The organism is Mycobacterium spongiae (assembly GCF_018278905.1).
Taxonomy (GTDB): domain Bacteria; phylum Actinomycetota; class Actinomycetes; order Mycobacteriales; family Mycobacteriaceae; genus Mycobacterium; species Mycobacterium spongiae.
This window is the reverse complement of the sequence record NZ_CP046600.1, coordinates 4,925,819-4,942,748: the sequence shown is the minus strand read 5'-3', so window position 1 is coordinate 4,942,748 and position 16,930 is coordinate 4,925,819. Positions and strand designations below refer to the sequence as shown.

Genomic DNA, 16,930 nt, shown 5'->3' with positions numbered 1-16,930 from the left:
TTCGCTGGGTCCTGCTCGTCGAGAGGGTGGGCTGAACGAAGGAGCCGCGTCTGGCGGATGATGATGCAGCAGAGCGTTCGCCCACCGGCTCGTGACGAGCACATTTGTCAGATCTGGTGTGATGCTGCGGACACTGGGAGGTAGGAGGCGGGCCTGGGTGCGCGCTGGGCCGCTCGGGTTGGCGGCGGCCGATCGTGGCGGCGGCGGATTTCTGCGGTCCCGCCTCTCCCGCACTGAAAGGTCTTGTCTGTCTAAGACATCCCAATTCGTCTCGGTCGTTCGGAATGGGTAATCCACTCAGCACGAGGAAGATTCGACGACAAATGCTGGATTGTCGGAGGACTTCCAGGGTGGGTTAGCGCTGAATTGGTATCAGCCGTTCGGGCCGTCCGCGCCGTCCGCGCCGGTGTTGCCGAGCAGGGATCCGCCGCCCCCACCGGCTCCGCCGTCGCCACCGGTCCCGCCGGTCCCGAAGGCCGAGGTCCCGCCGGCCCCGCCGTCCCCACCGTTACCGCCTTCGCCGATCAGATTGGCGTCGCCGCCGGCACCACCGGCACCACCGGCCCCACCATCCCCGTCGAAGCGGTCGCCGCCATTCCCGCCGGCCCCACCGGCCCCACCGGCACCGAATAATCCGGCCGCACCCCCGGCCCCTCCCGCCCCACCAGCCCCACCATCCCCGTCGAAGCTGTCGGCGCCGTTTCCGCCGGCCCCGCCGGCCCCACCGTCGCCGTACACTAACCCGCCGGTGCCGCCGGCGCCGCCGGCCCCACCGGCCTCGTCGCCGGTGCCGCCGGCGCCACCAGCTCCGCCCGCCCCACCGGCCCCGATCAGCCCAGCGGCACCGCCGGCACCACCCAGCCCACCTGAGGCGGGGGATACCTGGCCGCCGATCCCGCTCACCCCGCCGGCCCCGCCGGCCCCACCGTCGCCCCACAACAGCCCGCCGCGGCCGCCGGCCCCACCATCGCCGCCAAAGAAGCCGGTACCAAAACCAGCCGCGCCGGCCCCACCGGCCCCGCCAGCCCCGCCAGCGCCGACCAACCCAGCCGCCCCGCCGCCACCAGCATCCCCGCCATCGCCGCCGCTTAAGGTGGATCCGCCGTCCCCGCCGATGCCACCGGCACCAGACAACCAGCCGCCTCGCCCGCCGACGCCCCCGTCGCCGCCGGCGCTAACAACATTGATACCGGTGGCGTTTCCGCCGGCCCCGCCGGCCCCGCCGACCCCGAACAACCCGGCGGCACCACCGGCGCCACCGAGCCCCGCATCACCGCCGACGGTGGTATTGCCTCCGGCCCCGCCGGCTCCACCATTGCCATACAACAGCCCGCCGGCACCGCCGGCCCCACCGGCCAAGCCCGAGCCCACCCCGCTGCCGCCGGCTCCGCCGTTACCGATCAGCCCGGCATCACCACCGGCCCCGCCGGGCCCGCCGGCCCCGCCGTTTCCGTACAGCAACCCGCCGGCCCCACCGGCTTGCCCCGGCGCCGTCCCGTTGGCGCCGTCGCCGATGAGCGGGCGCCCCAACAACGCCAAGCTGGGCGCGTTGATCGCGCCCAACACGTCTTGTTGCACGGCCGCCAACGGCGATGCGTTGGCCGCCTCGGCCGCGGCGTACGCGCCGCCGGCACCGGTGAGGGCCTGCACAAACTGGGCGTGAAACCCCGCCATGCGTGTGCTGAGCGCCTGATAGGCCTCTGCGTGGGCGGAAAACAGTGCCGCTACCGCCGCCGACACCTCATCGGCACCGGCGGCCAACACCCCCGTCGTCGGCACCGCGGCAGCCTCATTGGCCGCATGCAGCGTCGAGCCGATGCCTACCAAATCTGTTGCCGCGGAAGCTACCACCTCGGGGACCGCCACCACATACGACATCGCTAGCCTCCCACCGGTCTGGTCATCGTCGATACACCAGGGGCGAACATCAAGGCTATCGCCGTACCGCCGCCCGCACACCATGTCCGCCAGCCGACCCGACGACACCCGCTCACCCAGCGCCGCGACAACATGGTGTGCAACCTACAAACTCTGCTCCAACCCCGGCGCAAAATATCCTGGCTACAGGGCGAACTGCCCAGCAGGACCAGTCCTACAGTGCATAGTGCACAGTGCACAGTGCACACCCGCCCCGAGGATCTTCGCTGTCTCCGGCCTCGGCCAGCATGGTGAGCAACTGGCTGAAACCGGCTGCGCCGGTGGCTATTTTCGCGTCGGTGATGACTTGTCCGGTGTGTTCGATGATCGCGGCATCATGGCGGGATTCGCCCCAGTCGATGCCACAGAACGGCGTCGTCATGGTCCTCCTTGCTCATTGTGGTGGTGGTACGTCGCGAGTCTTCGCGGGGTTGCCCGGCGACCTAATCGCGGCACTCGCTGGTCCGTCACCTCGTTGGCCATCTCGCAACCCCAGCTCACCGCAGGATCTCGTTCTGTCGAAGAGCTCGGGGCTCCGGGACAACGGGAGATCCCTCCTGCGGCAGGCTCGGACAACGACATCCCAGCACTACAGGTCGGCGATCCCCTCTGGGCGCGCCGAACTTCAGCGACGCAGCACGCACCGGGACGAAACAGGCGCCACCCAGCAAAGACCCGCACAGTGGCTTCGGCTGGGTTTCGTCTGGTTTTGTGTGGTGGAGGCGAAACTGTTGATCCAGGATCGATCGGATTCGCGCCCAACCCGATACGATTCCCTGGGTAGTGGGGTGTATCGCGGTCGCGGGCACTTCCTGGCCTGAGCAACTCAACGAGCTTTGGGCGCTGCAGGCGCCGAGAGGTGTTCGGGCCGAAAACATTTCAAGGCGAAGTGATTCGGCTTGCAGAGAACCTCTCTCGGGAGACCTTGGACAACGGTGCCCTAAACCGGAACGCGGAGTTTGGCGCTATGGCAGATGACCTAATTGCGTACCTGGGAAGCGGAAATTCAGTGTCGAACGCCCGTAACCTCAACGCACTCGGTGCGGTTGTGCAAACCGGGTTCGGCGACAAAGCGGACCTCTATTGACTCGCCGAGCTGGCGGTTGCGTGGGTATTGGCCAAAGGCCAGAACCGACGGCGGGCCACGGAACAGCATCCCACACTTGGGCTTTCGGATAGGGAATGCACTGTTGCCCGGGTGCCAATCTGGCCCGGTTTGAGTTGCCGGTGTTGTTTGAAGAATTGCTGGCGCGCTTTGGCGCGGTGCGGCGGGTGGAGCCGGTCGAATGGACTCGCAGTAACCGCCACACCGGTATCCGGCACGACGTCGGGGTCATTCGTCCTCGGGTCTGATCCCGGCCGCGCGCCATTCCAGGGCGGCTAGCTCGCGAATGGTATCCGGGTCTCCGTCGCGCCACGCGCCGACCGGGTCGGCGCTGACCTCGGCCAACTTGGCGGGCGCGCGATTCATCATTGCCCGCAGCGCGAGCAGCTCTTCACCGGCCGGGGTGGCGGCAAGAGCGGTCACCGTCCGCTTGCGTCGGAAGAACCGCAGCCGAAGGAACAACCATGGGATAGCGAGCGCAAGGATCGGCGTTGCGGCGACCGCGAGCGCGAGCACCACGGCGAGCCAAGTCGCCGTGGTCGCCAGGTTATGGCCTGCTCCAGCGAGCTGGAGGGCTGCCACGCTCGCGGCCGTAATCTGCTGGCTGACTGTTTCGCCCACAACTGGGAGGAACTGAGCCCCGTACCCGGCCGACGCCAGGTTACCCGCGACACCTTGCGAGCCAATCTCTATTTGGCGGCCCGCGTCGGCGATCGCCGAGATGGCGTTGTGCACGGCCAGGCCGACGACGAGCCAGATCGTCGTCCACACGGCCACGGTGATATCGCTGAACAGTTGGGCGGCCAGCCGGACAGGTCTGGTCGAGTAGGGCAATAACTGCGATGACATACCACTGATCCCAGCACAATGGTGGCGGCGGGTTGACCGCTAGGCTGGCCCGGTGCGCCCCGCGTTGTCCGACTACCAGCATCTGGCCAGCGGCAAGGTCCGTGAGCTCTACCGGGTTGATGCCGAGCACCTACTGCTGGTCGCCAGCGATCGGATCTCGGCCTACGACTTTGTCCTCGACACCACGATCCCGGACAAAGGCCGCATCCTGACGGCGATGAGTGTGTTCTTCTTCGGCCTGGTCGACGTACCCAACCACCTGGCTGGGCCGCCGGATGATCCGCGCATCCCCGCTGACGTGCTCGGCCGCGCGCTGGTGGTGCGGCGCCTGGAGATGATGCCGGTGGAATGTGTGGCCCGTGGCTACCTGACCGGCTCGGGATTGCTGGACTACCAGGCGACCGGGATGCTCTGCGGTCACGCGCTGCCGCCGGATCTGGTCGAAGCCAGCAAGCTCGAGCAACCTTTGTTCACCCCGGCCACGAAAGCCGCGCTGGGCGATCACGATGAGAACATATCGCTTGCCCGCGTGATCGAGCTGGTGGGCGAGGCGCGGGCCCACCAGCTGCGAGACCATACGTTGCAGATCTATGTTCAGGCCGCCGACCACGCCCTGACCCGAGGAATCATCATCGCTGACACCAAGTTTGAATTCGGCGCCGACAGCGCCGGCCACGTGCTGCTGGCCGACGAAATATTCACGCCGGACTCGTCGCGGTACTGGCCGGCTGATGACTATCGGCCCGGCGTCGTCCAGACCAGCTTCGACAAGCAGTTCGTGCGTAACTGGCTCACCAGCGCGGACTCCGGCTGGAACCGAGGCAGTGACCAGCCGCCACCGCCGCTTCCAGAAGACATTATTGCCGCCACCCGGAATCGTTATATCGAAGCCTACGAGAGGATTTCGGGGCTGAATTTCGGCGACTGGATCGGCCCGAGCGCATGACGGACTCGACTATGCCACCCGCACCGCCCACCGCCAAGCGATTGGAGACTCGACGGGAGCATCACGGTGACGTCTTCGTTGACCCGTATGAATGGCTGCGCGACAAGGACAGCCCGGAAGTTATTGCCCATCTCGAGATCGAGAACGACTACGCGGATCAAACCACCGCGCATCTTGAGCCGTTGCGACAAAACATCTTCGACGAGATCAAGGCCCGCACCAAGGAGACCGACTTGTCGGTCCCGACTCGCCGCGGTGGCTGGTGGTATTACGCACGCACCTTCGAAGGCAAGCAATACGGCGTCCATTGTCGCTGCCCGGTAGCCGATCCCGACGACTGGAACCCGCCGCAGTTCGATGAGAGCACGCGCGTGCCCGGCGAGCAGCTGCTGCTCGACGAGAACGAGGAAGCCGACGGCCACGACTACTTCGCGCTGGGCGCGGCCAGCGTCAGCCTCGATGACAACCTCTTGGCATACTCCGTCGACGTCGTCGGTGACGAACGATATACCTTGCGCTTCCGAGACTTACGTACTGGCGAGAAATATCCCGACGAGATCGCCGATATTGGTGCAGGTGCGACCTGGGCTGCCGACAACCGCACCGTCTACTACACCACCGTGGACGCGGCCTGGCGCCCCGACACCGTGTGGCGCTACCAGCTGGGCTCCGGCGGACCGTCCGAGCAGGTTTACCACGAACCCGATGAACGATTCTGGTTGGCAGTGGGGCGGACCCGCAGCAACGCCTACGTACTGATCGCGGCAGGGTCGGCGGTCACTTCTGAAGTTCGCTACGCCGATGCCGCCGACCCCGCCGCAGAATTCACCATCGTGCTGCCGCGCCGTGACGGGGTTGAATACTCGGTGGAGCACGCCCCCCGCGTTGGCGTCAGTGGCCAGGACCGGTTCCTGATCCTGCACAACGACGACGCGGTCAACTTCACGCTGGTCGAAGCCCCGGTCGACGATCCGGCGCACCAACACACCCTGATCCCGCACCGTGCCGACGTCCGGCTCGACGGGGTCGATGCGTTTGCGGATCATTTGGTGGTCAGCTATCGGCGTGAAGCGTTGCCTCGGGTTCAAGTGTGGCCCGTCGACGTCGACGGCGGCTACGGAGATCCCGAGGAGATTTCGTTCGACTCGGAGCTGATGTCAGCCGGCCTGGGGTCGAATCCGAACTGGAATTCGCCCAAATTACGAATCGGCGCAGGATCTTTCGTTACTCCGATACGGATCTACGACATCGACCAGGTGACCGGTGAACGGACACTGCTGCGCGAGCAGCCGGTACTGGGCGACTACCGGCGCGAGGACTACGTCGAACGGCGCGACTGGGCATACGGCGACGACGGGACCCGGATCCCGGTCTCGATCGTGCATCGTGCTGGAATCGAACTCCCAGCTCCAGCAATGCTTTACGGTTACGGTGCCTACGAGATCTGCGAGGATCCGCGGTTTTCCATCCCACGACTATCGCTGCTCGATCGCGGGATGGTTGTCGTCGTTGCGCATGTTCGCGGCGGAGGCGAGATGGGCCGCCTGTGGTACGAACGCGGCAAAATGCTGGAAAAGAAGAACACTTTCACCGACTTTGTCGCCGTCGCGAAGCATCTGATCGACGTGGGCCTGACCCGACCGCAGCGGCTGGTGGCCATGGGAGGCTCCGCGGGCGGTCTGCTCATGGGCGCCGTCGCCAACATGGCGCCGGAACTGTTCGCCGGAATCCTTGCACGGGTGCCGTTCGTCGATCCGCTCACTACCATCCTGGATCCCTCGCTGCCGTTGACCGTCACCGAATGGGACGAATGGGGCAATCCGCTCAGCGACCGCGACGTGTACACGTACGTGAAATCGTATTCACCATACGAAAACGTCACTGCCCAAAGGTATCCGGCCATCCTGGCGATGACGTCCCTGAACGACACCAGGGTCTACTATGTGGAGCCCGCGAAGTGGGTTGCTGCATTGCGCCACGCCAATACCGACGGCAACCCAGTCCTCTTGAAAACCCAGATGCACGCGGGGCACGGGGGAATCAGCGGTCGCTACGAGCGGTGGAAGGAAACCGCGTTCCAGTATGCCTGGTTGCTTGCCGCCGCCGATGCCGACCAGGACGGCGGCGAGAACGCCGACCCAGCCGGTGCCGTGGACGCGGGACCGACACCGTGAGGTAGATCCAGCGTCGCTGCGGAGGAACGATCCGGTTCAGGGCGCTGGCGTCTTCGGTAGAAATGTCGCCGGGATGAGGGACGATAGCGTCAGGGCGGTCGCCACTCCGAACGCCAACCCGTAGGAGTGTGAAAGGTCTTGCAGCACCATGCTCGCGAGATCTGGATCAAGTGTCTGCTGTGGCGTTGCCCCTGACAACGCGACGGTCCCGGCGATGGAGATGCTTTCGCTGCGAGTCAGCTGGGTGGTCAGGATCACCGACAACAGTGCCGCCCCGATCGAACCGCCCACTTGCTGATTGACGCTGATCAGGGTGGAACCGCGGGCGATCTGGTGTGGCAGCAGAGTCCGCATTGCCGTACCAGAGAGCGGCGTCATGGCGCAGCCCGTGCCCATCCCCATGGTCGCCAGACCCACCAGCAACGTCGGTAGGTAGCGCGCCTGCTCAAAGACACCGACAGTGAAGACGGCTAGTCCCGCGGCGACCAGGGCGATGCCAAGGATGACGGCCTTGCCCGGTCCCCGCCTATCCATGAAGGCACCCGCGACGGGCATGGTCACCATCGCGCCCAGGCCATGCGGGATCAAGTACAGCCCGGATTGCAGCGGGGTGAGGTGCAGTACCTGCTGGAAGTAGGTCGGGAGCAACAGCAGGGTGCCGAAGAAGGCGATGGCAAAGACAAGCAAGGTGAGATTGGCCTGCGTAACCACGACGTTGCTGAACAGGCGTAGATCGATCAGCGGGTGGTCGGCGCGGTGCAACGCATGGTGGACGAACATGGCGATCAAGAGCAGACCGACGATCGCGGGCACCAGGACGTGGCGATCGGCCGCGGTGCCGCGGCCAGGAATGGCTGACACCCCGAACAGGAAGGTGGCCAGGCCGGGCACGAGCAGCAACACGCCAAACAGGTCGAAGCTCTCAGAAGGAGCGGGACAATCCCGGGGGAACACGATTGCCGCGAAGAGCAAAGCTGCCAGCCCGAGCGGGAGGTTGATCAGGAAGATCCATTTCCAGCCGTAGGCATCGATGATCCAACCGCCCAGGATCGGCCCGCCGATCGGGCCTAGCAGCATCGGGATGCCCAAGACCCCCATGAGCCGGCCCAATCTCTTGGGGCCTGCCGCGCGAGTCAGGATCGTAAACCCGATCGGCATCACCATGCCGCCGCCAATGCCCTGTACCGCCCGAAATATGATGAGCAGCAGAATGGTTGGTGCCGCGGCGCAGAGCGCCGAGCCGAGGGTGAACGCCAGGACGGAGCCCATCCACAGCCGCTTCGTACCGAATCGGTCGGCTGCCCAACCAGCTATCGGGATGACGGTGGCCATCGCCAGCAAGTAGCCCGTCATCGTCCACCCGACGACGGCCTGGGTGGACCCGAACTGGACGATGAAGGTGTTTTGGGCGACCGTGACGATCGTGGTGTCGAGGATCGTCATCACCGAGGCCAAAGCGCAAACCCCGGCGATCCGTAACATCCGGGCGTCGAGGTGGTCGACGTAGCTATGTGCTCCGGGGCTCGACTGCCTCGGATCGATGTTGCCGGGTGCCGGATCTGCCGGTACGGAACGCGCCTCATCCATGGCGCTGCTGAGCATATCGATACCGTCCGTCAGCGGCGGTGCAGGGACGGCGCTCACGCGGGAAATCCGGTGGCCAGCAGCCTCGATGGCGCCTGGCCAACCATCGCATACACGCCCACCAATGCCAGGCAACGGCCCTGCTGAGGGCCGATATCCGCTGGTTCGGGACCCGATATACGCTTGCTGTCTGCGTGTTCTTCACTATCACGACACCTGGGATCGGGAAACTACAAGTGTGTCTGGAAAACTGATCGTCTCGGTCTCGGGGATAGGGGAGCGGACCCTGGCCGATGTCGACGCATTCTGCGCGCAAATGGATGCCCGCTCGGTGCCGGTGTCGTTGCTGGTGGCCCCCCGGCTCAGTGGCGATTACCGGCTGGACCGCGACCCGCACACCGTCGAGTGGCTCAGCGAGCGACGCGCCGGCGGCGACGCTCTGGTGATGCACGGCTACGACGAAGCAGCCACCAAGAAGCGTCGCGGTGAGTTCGCGACGCTGCACGCCCACGAGGCCAATCTGCGGCTCACGGCCGCCGACCGAGTGCTCGAGCACCTCGGGCTGCGCACCCGGCTGTTCGCGGCGCCCGGTTGGCTGGTGTCTCCCGGAGTCGTCAAAGCCTTGCCAGGAAATGGATTTCGACTGCTCGCTGATTTTCACGGGGTCACCGACCTGGTGCGAAAGTCCACAGTGCGCGCCCGGGTTCTCGGCATCGGCGAAGGCTTCTTGACCGAACCGTGGTGGTGCCGGATGGTGGTGATGTCCGCCGAGCGTATCGCCCGGCGCGGCGGTGTCGTCCGCATCGCGGTTGCCGGTCGTCAGTTACGCAAGCCTGGCCCGCTGCAGGCGACGCTGGACGCCATCGACCTGGCGATGCTGCACGGTTGCACGCCCATGGTCTACCGCTGGAGTGCCGACAAGGCGGTTCTCGACGCCGCATAGGGCCGCATCCGCCAGCCTTCTTCACCACCTCCCGCTGACGAAAAGTGATCACCGACAGCGAATGTCGCTCCGCCTCGTATCGCGGAGCGCATGACCGGAGATAGGACCGAGCGCTAGAACGTGACCGCGTTTTCTTCGGGCAACACGTGGAAGTCGGCGTCGCTCATCTCGGCGAGTCGACCATAGTAGATTCCCCTCGCATCGGGGGCGATGATCGCTTGGTGGATGGGTATCGCCCGGGCCGGTGCCACCGCCCGTAGGTATTCGACGGCTTCGGAGATTTTCATCCATGGCGCCGCGGCGGGAGTGGCCAACACGTCGACGGGCTCATCAGGAACGAACAACGCATCACCGGGATGCATCAACCGGGCGGGGTGAGTGTTGTCACCAACGAGGTACGAGATGTTCTCTATTACAGGGATTTCCGGATGGATCACCGCGTGGCGCCCGCCGACGGCACGGATGGTGAGGTCGCCGACGGTCAACTCGTCACCGACCCGCACCGCCCGGCAAGGTTCGCCCAACTGCGCAGCCGTCTGTGGATCGGCGTATAGGGCGGCACCTGGGTTGCCCTCAAGCAGTGTTGGCAGGCGTGTGACGTCGACGTGGTCGGGGTGCTGGTGGGTGATCAGGATCGCGGACAGGCCGGTGATGCCCTCGAAGCCGTGCGCGAAGGTTCCCGGATCAAAGAGCATGCGGGTCTGGCCGAACTCGGCGAGGAGGCAGGAATGGCCGAAATGCGTCAGTTCCATGTCTACGATTGTGCCCTGATGGGCGCCGGACCTATGCGAGTGATTCTGGCGACGATTCTGGTCGTCGGTGCTGTCGTGACCGCGGTTGGTGCGGCGCCGCCCGCCGCAGCGGAGCCAGAGACTTGCCCGCCGGTATGCGACCGGATCCCGGCGACGGCGTGGATCAGCGCCCGGGAGGTGCCTCTGGACGCGCACTACCGCTGGCCAGCATTGGCCGGTAACGCGGTCGCGATGACCGGGACGACACCGCGCTTCCGATTTGAGCCGGTGTGCGGCACGCCGAGGTTCCCGCAGGACAGCCGCAACTCCGCGGTCGCGGGTCGGGTGACGGTGGTGCACCCCGAGGGTCAGTGGCAATTGCAGGCTCAAGTGCTGCATTGGCGGGGGGACACGGCGCAAGGTGGGGCGATCGCGGCCTCGGTGTTCGGCGCTGCCGTCACTGCGCTGCGTGCCTGCCAGCTGGGGGCGCCGCTGCAATCACCATCGGTTACCGAGGACGAACCAACGCGGATGGCCGCGGTGATCAGTGGACCGGTCATCATGCGCACCTACTTGGTTGCGCACACGTGGAGCAGCACGATCAGCGAACTCACCTTGTGGACGTCGGGGCCGCCGCAGGTGCCCTGGCCGGTGATCTCCGACGCCGAAGTGCTGGACTCCATGCTCGCCCCATTGTGCGAGGCCTACCTCGGCTCGTGCCCGTGACCTGGCGCGGCACCTGCCTGCGCTAGAGCGGGCGGCAGTCAAACTGCCCTCGGGGCACAATATTTGAGCCTGGGCACCAGTGCTTTGCCACCCGCGCGCGGATACCGTCCATACATATTCCCAGCGCAATGGCTACGATCGAGCACACCAGCGGCCGATGATGCCCGGACCGGCAGGACGACGCCATGAGCCGCTCGGCCCCACCCAACTCGCTGCTGAGGAACGGAGGATTCGATGCGGGAGCCGCATGTCCGCACCGCGCATCCGCGGGTGCGAGCGTTCGACCAGGAACGGGTCCAGGACGTCATCCGTGAGTTGCTGTGGGCGATCGGCGAAGATCCAGATCGTCCCGGGCTGGCCGGCACCCCCGCCCGCGTGGCGCGCGCGTACCGCGAGATGTTCGCTGGGCTGCACACCGAACCCGAGTCCGTCTTGAACACCATGTTCGACGAGGAACACGACGAATTGGTGTTGGTGAAGGCGATTCCGATGTACTCCACCTGCGAGCACCACCTCGTGTCGTTTCACGGCGTGGCACATGTCGGCTATATCCCGGGTGACGACGGCAGGGTGACCGGCCTGTCGAAGATCGCGCGGCTGGTCGACCTCTACGCCAAGCGGCCCCAGGTGCAGGAGCGGCTCACCAACCAGATCGCCGATGCGCTGATGAACAAACTCGATCCGCAGGGCGTGATCGTCGTCATCGAGGCCGAACACCTGTGCATGGCGATGCGCGGGGTCCGCAAGCCCGGCGCGGTGACCACGACATCTGCGGTGCGAGGTCAGTTCAAGACCAACGCCGCGTCTCGAGCCGAAGCGCTCAACCTGATTCTTCGTAAGTGAATTCGACACTCCCGTCCAGGCTTGCCTCGGCTCGTGCCCGTGAGCTGATAGCGCCGGTATCGCCGGTAGAGTTGGCGCGGAACCTGTGCCTGGCTCCCTCGTCGCGCCGAAGCGGCGCGCGTCGTCGCCGGGCGGAGCGGTCGGATCTGAGGAGGAATGCCGGTGGCCCGGGTGGTGGTGCATGTGATGCCCAAAGCGGAGATTCTGGACCCGCAGGGCCAGGCTATTGTCGGCGCACTAGGCCGGCTCGGCCATCCCGGGATCTCAGATGTCCGTCAGGGCAAGAGGTTTGAACTTGAGGTCGCAGATACAGTCGATGACTCCGCGCTCGCCGAGATTGCAGAATCGCTGCTGGCCAACACCGTGATCGAGGACTGGACAATTACCCGGGACTCGCAGTGACGGCGCGGATCGGTGTCATCACGTTTCCGGGCACACTCGACGATGTGGACGCCGCACGCGCGGCCCGGCGGGTGGGCGCCGAGGTCGTCGACCTGTGGCACGCCGACGCCGACCTCAAGGGGGTCGACGCCATCGTGGTGCCCGGCGGCTTTTCCTACGGTGACTACCTGCGGGCGGGCGCGATAGCCAGATTCGCGCCGGTCATGAAAGAAGTGGTCGGCGCGGCGAACCGAGGGACTCCGGTATTGGGTATTTGCAACGGATTTCAGGTGCTGTGCGAAGCCGGGCTGCTGCCCGGTGCGCTGACCCGAAATGTGGGACTGCACTTCATCTGCCGCGACATGTGGCTGCGTGTCGCGTCGACCTCGACGTCGTGGACATCACGGTTCGAGGTGGATGCGGATCTGCTGGTGCCGCTGAAGTCCGGCGAGGGCCGATACGTGGCACCGGAACGGACATTGGATGAGTTGGAGGCCGACGGCCGGGTGGTGTTCCGCTATCACGACAACATCAACGGTTCGCAGCGTGATATCGCCGGCATCAGCTCGGCCAACGGTCGCGTCGTCGGGCTGATGCCGCACCCCGAACACGCCATCGACGGGTTGACCGGTCCGTCCGACGACGGGCTGGGCCTGTTCTATTCAGCGCTGGACGCCGTTCTGGTCGCCTGATGGCGACCGCTTCGTCGGCTCGGAGAACCTCACCCGGCGTCGCGTAGCAACGGCGGTGCCGTCGACGGCGATTGCACAATCGGCCCCAACTCACCGAAGAAATCGATCGCGGCCGCGATGCTGCGGTCGATGAAGGCTGCCAGATCATCGCGCCGGACCGGATCCCCGAACCGCCGGGACTGCTGCACGGTAACGCCGATGCGGCTCGGGTCGGACGACCCGTGCACAACCACGGCGACCTCGGGATGCTCGCCGTTGGACGTGTCGGCGAGCTCGGCCAACCGGGCCTCGTCACTGGCGGGGAAGAAACACGGGGGAGCAACCCGAATCGTGAGCACGTCGGGCTGAGCCGGACAGATCTCCAGATGGACGTGCAGACGCCACGGGTGGGCGTTGGCGACAAAGAAGAATTCGCCATCGTGTTGGCCGCGGAAATAGCGTCGACCGCGGGTGCGCAGGTATCCCTCGATGAGGCTCGTGCTGAGCGGGTCCCCCAAAGACCTAGTCATAGACTTATATTGAGGCCGTGGCCTGGGCGCAGCGTTGGACGAGGTATATGACTTGCAAAGAATCTGTTGAGAATTGGCTGAGAACAAGGGCTCATGAGCTTCCGTGATCTGCACTACGCCGGCGAACCACTGCTGCTGCCGAATGCATGGGACGTGCCCTCCGCACTCGCCTTCTGCGATGCCGGCTACCAGGCGATTGGCACTACCAGCTTTGGGCTCGCCGCCAGTTCCGGACACCCGGACGGCGGGCGGGCGAGCAAGAGTCTGACCGTCGACCTGGCGCGTCGGCTTTCCAACCTGCCGGTCTACCTGACAGTCGACATGGAAGACGGCTACGACAAAGACCCGGACGTGGTGGCCGCGCACGTGGACCACCTCGGTGCCGACCTCGGTGTGGCTGGTATCAACATCGAGGACAGCACCGATGAGGAACTCGTCAATCCGCAGGATCTTGCGGCTAAGGTCGCCGCGATCAAGCAGCGCTGTCCGGCCGTCTTCGTCAACGCCAGGGTGGACACCTACTGGCTCGACCAGGATGCGACGGTAGCGGCCACGCTGGAACGCGCGACCGCCTATGTTGCCGCCGGCGCCGACGGAATTTTTGTGCCGGGAGCGACCAGTCCTTCCGATCTGCGTCAGTTCGCCGAGAACATTCCGGTACCGCTCAATGTGCTGGCGATACCGCAGCTCAGCCTTGCTCAGCTCGGGGAGCTGGGGGTGCGCCGGATCAGCACGGGGTCGCTGCCGTATCGGGCCGCCATTCATGCCGCGCTCGAGGTCGCCGAACGCATCCGCAATGGCGACAGTCCGCCCGCGGCGGCTGCCTATCCGTCGATGCAGGCTCGACTGGTCGAGTTCGAACGTGGGTTACCCACCGGGTGATCGGATCGCCCCCGTCCACGGCGGGTAGCGGAGGGCATCAGAGAACCGACTTGCGTGCCACCCATTCGAGCGGGGGACCAGCCCACAGCTCGTCATCGCCGGCGACCTGGGCGCGAATCTCTTCCGATGACAAAGCTTTCAGCACGGACTGGGCGATTCGCCCATACCATTGCGCGACCTCGGCGGGGTAGTCGGCGTAGCTGCCGTTTTCGCGCAGGATGGGGCCCTCCACTGTCTGGATCGGGGTGACGCCGTCGAATTCCTGTCGGTATGGCTTGCCGAGGCGGGTGGCCGTCGCTGTGTCGATCGTGGCGTCGAGCTTGACCCATCGCTGGCCGAGATAGGCCTCGCCCAGGGAATGCCACGGAAAAGGTCGTGCGAGCCCGCCCGCACCACCACCCCAGAGGGCGCGCACCTCGGGAGAGAGAAACTCCTTGTCATCGGACTGCAGTGTCTGGAAGGCAATGCGGGCGGGGACGCCGACAGCTCGGCACAGGGCGACAAACGAGCTCGCCTTGCCCATACAAAACGCGACTCCGTGCCCGATCACGTCGCTGGCGCGATCATGTCCGTGTGCGAGATAGCGAAATGACGCCAAGACGTCGTAGGGCAGGTCGCGCACGTAGTCGTAAATTCGACCGACCCGTTCGATGTCCGTTGCGCAGCCCGACACCAGGCTTTCTGCCGTCGCGCGAACCAGGGGGTGGTCAGAGTCGAGATACTCGGTAGGACCCAGAAATCGATCGTGGCCGTTGCTAGTGGTGACCGTCATGAGTTATCGCCTCCGTTTTGATCAACGGGATAATGTCCTGCCCGACAACGTGGAGGGAGTCGGACTTTGCGACGTGCGGAATCGCGAACAGGAAATGATCGACACCGCGCTCTTGGTACGCGCGGATCGCCTCCACACACTTGTCTGGCGGTCCGATAACGAGTCCGGACTCGGGAAGGGATGCGAATTCGGCGCGAATTCGGCTCTCATCGTTGGCCGACTGTGTCGGTGCCAGCAGCAGCGTCACCGACAACCGCAGATCCCGCGGGTCACGTCCGGCGGACTCGCAGGCTCGGGCGAGGAAACTCCGCCGGTCGGCTATTTGTTGCGGTGACGACCACCGCACGTTGAGACCTTGGGCGAACTTTGCCGCGATGCGCTGGACTCGGTCTCCTTCGCCGCCGACCCAGAGCGGTGGATGTGGGCGCTGCGCCGGAGGCGGGTCGCAGATTGCGCCATCGAGAGTGTAGAAGCGACCGGCATACGTGGGGTTCTCGTCGGTCCACACGGTCCGGATGACTTCTAGTGACTCCGCAAGAGCGGAGACTCGATCGCCTACCGGCGGGAACGGAATCCCGTACGCCTCGAACTCTCGCCGAAACCAACCCGCCCCCAATCCAAGGTCGAGACGTCCTTGCGAAATGACGTCCAGAGTGGCCGCCATCTTTGCTAGCACCGCAGGGTGGCGGTAGGAGTTGCACAGCACACTGGTGCCCAGACGCAGGGTGGTGGTGTCGCGGGCCAGCGCGGTCAGTGCTGTCCAGCCTTCGAGCAGGGGCAGCGATCTCGGGCGTGCGCTCCGGCCTTCCCGACCGGCTTCGCCGGCAATGCCGGCGTCCGCGACGTAGTCATCGGGACTGACCGTGAGGAAGTGGTCGCATGACCAGATGGAGTCAAACCCGTAGTGCTCGGCTGTCTGGGCGACAGCGACCATGTCGGGGTAGTTGCTGACCGCGAGGCCGTTGACCGTAAGCGCCAGGATAAGCCCCACGTGCGGGACGTTCGACGCGGGAATGTTCATGGCAATTCTGGCTTTTCGACAATTCCCGCAGCCGCGCCTGACATGGTGCGCGGTAGCGTGACGGAGAAGTGGTACCTTTCCGGTCGGTAGTGGAACACCAACACCTCCAGCGCTTTGTCGTCCTTGCTGTAGCTGGTTCGCTCAAGGACCAAGACGGGCGCGCCCTCCGCCAGGTCCAACGCTTCCGCGACCTCGGGGTTCGCGCTGGCCGCGTGGATGTCGTGGGTGGCACGGTCGATCTGCACGGCCAGTCGCTGTTCCCACATCGTGTACGTGGTTTCGGTCGCGTATGTGGTCCCCGCATCCGGGTCGTCGGCCAGCAGCGGTTTGACAGCTTGCTCCAATCCCGGTGGTAGGTACGCGGTGACCAGCGCGACGGGCTCGTCACCAGCGCGGAAACGCCGCCGAAGGCGGAGCACTTCCGATAGACCCATGGTCTCGGAGATCCGGCGTGGTGCGAAACCGGTGTCGACAGATAGCACATCCACCTGAGGTCGCAGGCCCGAACTCAGCATGACCTCGGTGATGGTGCGCACACCGGAGGTGAGCTCCTGTTTCATCGGATCCGCGACGAAGGTGCCCAGACCCTGCCGGCGCACCACCCACCCCTGACTTTCCAGCAGACCCACTGCCGCCCGCACGGTGACGCGGCTCAAGCCGGAGCGATCCATCAGCTCCCGCTCGGTGGGCAGGCGCCCACCGCGCGGCACCCGCTGCTGGATGATCTGTGCCTTCAGTGCCTCGGCGAGCTGGGTGCTCGCGGGCACGCTACCGCGCGATATGCGCAGATCGGCCGCATCCAGGTCGAACTTGAACCTTGTCATATAACGTATTAAAACGTCTTATGACAAGTTC

At 65.4% G+C, this 16,930-nt stretch carries 17 protein-coding genes and 1 pseudogene; 9 read left to right on the top strand and 9 right to left on the bottom strand.

Going from position 1 to position 16,930, the window contains the following annotated elements; translation table 11 throughout:
- Positions 1-372: 372 nt before the first annotated feature.
- Complete coding sequence (locus F6B93_RS19835; protein WP_211696597.1) at positions 373-1,878, bottom strand: PE family protein; 1,506 nt, start codon at positions 1,876-1,878, stop codon at positions 373-375.
- A 214-nt stretch (positions 1,879-2,092) separates the two neighbouring features.
- Positions 2,093-2,299, bottom strand: coding sequence for an IS110 family transposase (locus F6B93_RS19830; RefSeq protein ID WP_211696596.1), 207 nt, complete (start codon positions 2,297-2,299; stop codon positions 2,093-2,095).
- Positions 2,300-3,062: 763 nt separating this feature from the next.
- On the opposite strand from F6B93_RS19830, the pseudogene F6B93_RS19825 reads away from it, so the two are divergent.
- Positions 3,063-3,270, top strand: a pseudogene (locus tag F6B93_RS19825) (cytochrome P450); the annotation flags it as partial.
- Here F6B93_RS19825 and F6B93_RS19820 read toward each other — a convergent pair.
- Positions 3,251-3,871 (bottom strand): hypothetical protein, encoded by a 621-nt coding sequence (locus tag F6B93_RS19820; protein WP_211696595.1) that lies wholly within the window; start codon positions 3,869-3,871, stop codon positions 3,251-3,253. The pseudogene F6B93_RS19825 and the gene F6B93_RS19820 overlap by 20 nt on opposite strands.
- Before the next feature lie 52 nt (positions 3,872-3,923).
- Between F6B93_RS19820 and F6B93_RS19815 the strand changes: the two genes are divergently transcribed.
- Together F6B93_RS19815 and F6B93_RS19810 are read left to right on the top strand one after the other, a co-directional pair.
- Positions 3,924-4,817 (top strand): phosphoribosylaminoimidazolesuccinocarboxamide synthase, encoded by an 894-nt coding sequence (locus F6B93_RS19815; protein WP_211696594.1) that lies wholly within the window; start codon positions 3,924-3,926, stop codon positions 4,815-4,817.
- An 11-nt stretch (positions 4,818-4,828) separates the two neighbouring features.
- Positions 4,829-6,991 (top strand): S9 family peptidase, encoded by a 2,163-nt coding sequence (locus F6B93_RS19810; RefSeq protein WP_425518473.1) that lies wholly within the window; start codon positions 4,829-4,831, stop codon positions 6,989-6,991.
- 36 nt (positions 6,992-7,027) lie between these two features.
- On the opposite strand, the gene F6B93_RS19805 is transcribed toward F6B93_RS19810, so the two are convergent.
- Positions 7,028-8,593, bottom strand: a complete 1,566-nt coding sequence (locus F6B93_RS19805; protein WP_211699627.1) for a DHA2 family efflux MFS transporter permease subunit — start codon at positions 8,591-8,593, stop codon at positions 7,028-7,030.
- Positions 8,594-8,813: 220 nt separating this feature from the next.
- Between F6B93_RS19805 and F6B93_RS19800 the strand changes: the two genes are divergently transcribed.
- Positions 8,814-9,518, top strand: coding sequence for a DUF2334 domain-containing protein (locus tag F6B93_RS19800; RefSeq protein ID WP_211696592.1), 705 nt, complete (start codon positions 8,814-8,816; stop codon positions 9,516-9,518).
- Between the two features lie 113 nt (positions 9,519-9,631).
- Here the strand turns inward: F6B93_RS19800 and F6B93_RS19795 are convergent, their stop codons facing one another.
- Positions 9,632-10,270, bottom strand: coding sequence for an MBL fold metallo-hydrolase (locus F6B93_RS19795; RefSeq protein WP_211696591.1), 639 nt, complete (start codon positions 10,268-10,270; stop codon positions 9,632-9,634).
- On the opposite strand from F6B93_RS19795, the gene F6B93_RS19790 reads away from it, so the two are divergent.
- From F6B93_RS19790 to purQ, 4 genes are all read left to right on the top strand, one after another.
- Positions 10,247-10,975: an ATPase gene (locus tag F6B93_RS19790; protein ID WP_211696590.1), complete on the top strand. Its 729-nt coding sequence runs from the start codon at positions 10,247-10,249 to the stop codon at positions 10,973-10,975. The two genes, F6B93_RS19795 and F6B93_RS19790, sit on opposite strands and share 24 nt — an antisense overlap.
- Positions 10,976-11,209: 234 nt before the next feature.
- Positions 11,210-11,818 carry a GTP cyclohydrolase I FolE gene (gene folE, locus F6B93_RS19785; protein ID WP_211696589.1) on the top strand — a complete coding sequence of 203 codons (609 nt, stop codon included), beginning with the start codon at positions 11,210-11,212 and terminating at the stop codon, positions 11,816-11,818.
- A gap of 162 nt (positions 11,819-11,980) precedes the next feature.
- Positions 11,981-12,220 carry a phosphoribosylformylglycinamidine synthase subunit PurS gene (purS, locus tag F6B93_RS19780; RefSeq protein ID WP_211696588.1) on the top strand — a complete coding sequence of 80 codons (240 nt, stop codon included), beginning with the start codon at positions 11,981-11,983 and terminating at the stop codon, positions 12,218-12,220.
- Complete coding sequence (gene purQ / locus F6B93_RS19775; RefSeq protein ID WP_211696587.1) at positions 12,217-12,891, top strand: phosphoribosylformylglycinamidine synthase subunit PurQ; 675 nt, start codon at positions 12,217-12,219, stop codon at positions 12,889-12,891. The genes purS and purQ overlap by 4 nt, the downstream gene beginning before the upstream one ends.
- 29 nt (positions 12,892-12,920) lie before the next feature.
- Here the strand turns inward: purQ and F6B93_RS19770 are convergent, their stop codons facing one another.
- On the bottom strand, positions 12,921-13,400 hold the full coding sequence (locus tag F6B93_RS19770) for a hypothetical protein (protein ID WP_211696586.1): 480 nt from the start codon (positions 13,398-13,400) through the stop codon (positions 12,921-12,923).
- 93 nt (positions 13,401-13,493) lie between these two features.
- Between F6B93_RS19770 and F6B93_RS19765 the strand changes: the two genes are divergently transcribed.
- Complete coding sequence (locus F6B93_RS19765; protein WP_211696585.1) at positions 13,494-14,282, top strand: isocitrate lyase/PEP mutase family protein; 789 nt, start codon at positions 13,494-13,496, stop codon at positions 14,280-14,282.
- A 37-nt stretch (positions 14,283-14,319) separates the two neighbouring features.
- Here F6B93_RS19765 and F6B93_RS19760 read toward each other — a convergent pair whose 3' ends face one another.
- The 3 genes from F6B93_RS19760 to F6B93_RS19750 are packed head-to-tail and all read right to left on the bottom strand — an operon-like array spanning position 14,320 to position 16,899.
- A complete protein-coding gene (locus tag F6B93_RS19760; RefSeq protein WP_211696584.1) occupies positions 14,320-15,054 on the bottom strand; it encodes a transglutaminase-like domain-containing protein in 735 nt (244 codons plus the stop codon).
- Positions 15,038-16,069: a TIGR03619 family F420-dependent LLM class oxidoreductase gene (locus F6B93_RS19755; RefSeq protein WP_211699626.1), complete on the bottom strand. Its 1,032-nt coding sequence runs from the start codon at positions 16,067-16,069 to the stop codon at positions 15,038-15,040. The genes F6B93_RS19760 and F6B93_RS19755 overlap by 17 nt, the downstream gene beginning before the upstream one ends.
- 2 nt (positions 16,070-16,071) lie before the next feature.
- Positions 16,072-16,899, bottom strand: coding sequence for an Rv0792c family HTH-type transcriptional regulator (locus F6B93_RS19750; protein ID WP_211696583.1), 828 nt, complete (start codon positions 16,897-16,899; stop codon positions 16,072-16,074).
- Positions 16,900-16,930 lie beyond the last annotated feature (31 nt).

Excerpts from the sequence above, each read along its gene's own strand:
- folE (WP_211696589.1), top strand. The coding sequence starts at position 11,210 with ATGCGGGAGCCGCATGTCCGCACCGCGCATCCGCGGGTGCGAGCGTTC.
- F6B93_RS19795 (WP_211696591.1), bottom strand. The coding sequence starts at position 10,270 with ATGGAACTGACGCATTTCGGCCATTCCTGCCTCCTCGCCGAGTTCGGC.
- F6B93_RS19760 (WP_211696584.1), bottom strand. The coding sequence starts at position 15,054 with ATGACGGTCACCACTAGCAACGGCCACGATCGATTTCTGGGTCCTACC.
- F6B93_RS19830 (WP_211696596.1), bottom strand. The coding sequence starts at position 2,299 with ATGACGACGCCGTTCTGTGGCATCGACTGGGGCGAATCCCGCCATGAT.
- F6B93_RS19820 (WP_211696595.1), bottom strand. The coding sequence starts at position 3,871 with ATGTCATCGCAGTTATTGCCCTACTCGACCAGACCTGTCCGGCTGGCC.
- F6B93_RS19805 (WP_211699627.1), bottom strand. The coding sequence starts at position 8,593 with ATGCTCAGCAGCGCCATGGATGAGGCGCGTTCCGTACCGGCAGATCCG.
- F6B93_RS19770 (WP_211696586.1), bottom strand. The coding sequence starts at position 13,400 with ATGACTAGGTCTTTGGGGGACCCGCTCAGCACGAGCCTCATCGAGGGA.
- F6B93_RS19790 (WP_211696590.1), top strand. The coding sequence starts at position 10,247 with ATGGCCGAAATGCGTCAGTTCCATGTCTACGATTGTGCCCTGATGGGC.
- F6B93_RS19810 (WP_425518473.1), top strand. The coding sequence starts at position 4,829 with ATGCCACCCGCACCGCCCACCGCCAAGCGATTGGAGACTCGACGGGAG.
- F6B93_RS19750 (WP_211696583.1), bottom strand. The coding sequence starts at position 16,899 with ATGACAAGGTTCAAGTTCGACCTGGATGCGGCCGATCTGCGCATATCG.
- F6B93_RS19835 (WP_211696597.1), bottom strand. The coding sequence starts at position 1,878 with ATGTCGTATGTGGTGGCGGTCCCCGAGGTGGTAGCTTCCGCGGCAACA.
- F6B93_RS19765 (WP_211696585.1), top strand. The coding sequence starts at position 13,494 with ATGAGCTTCCGTGATCTGCACTACGCCGGCGAACCACTGCTGCTGCCG.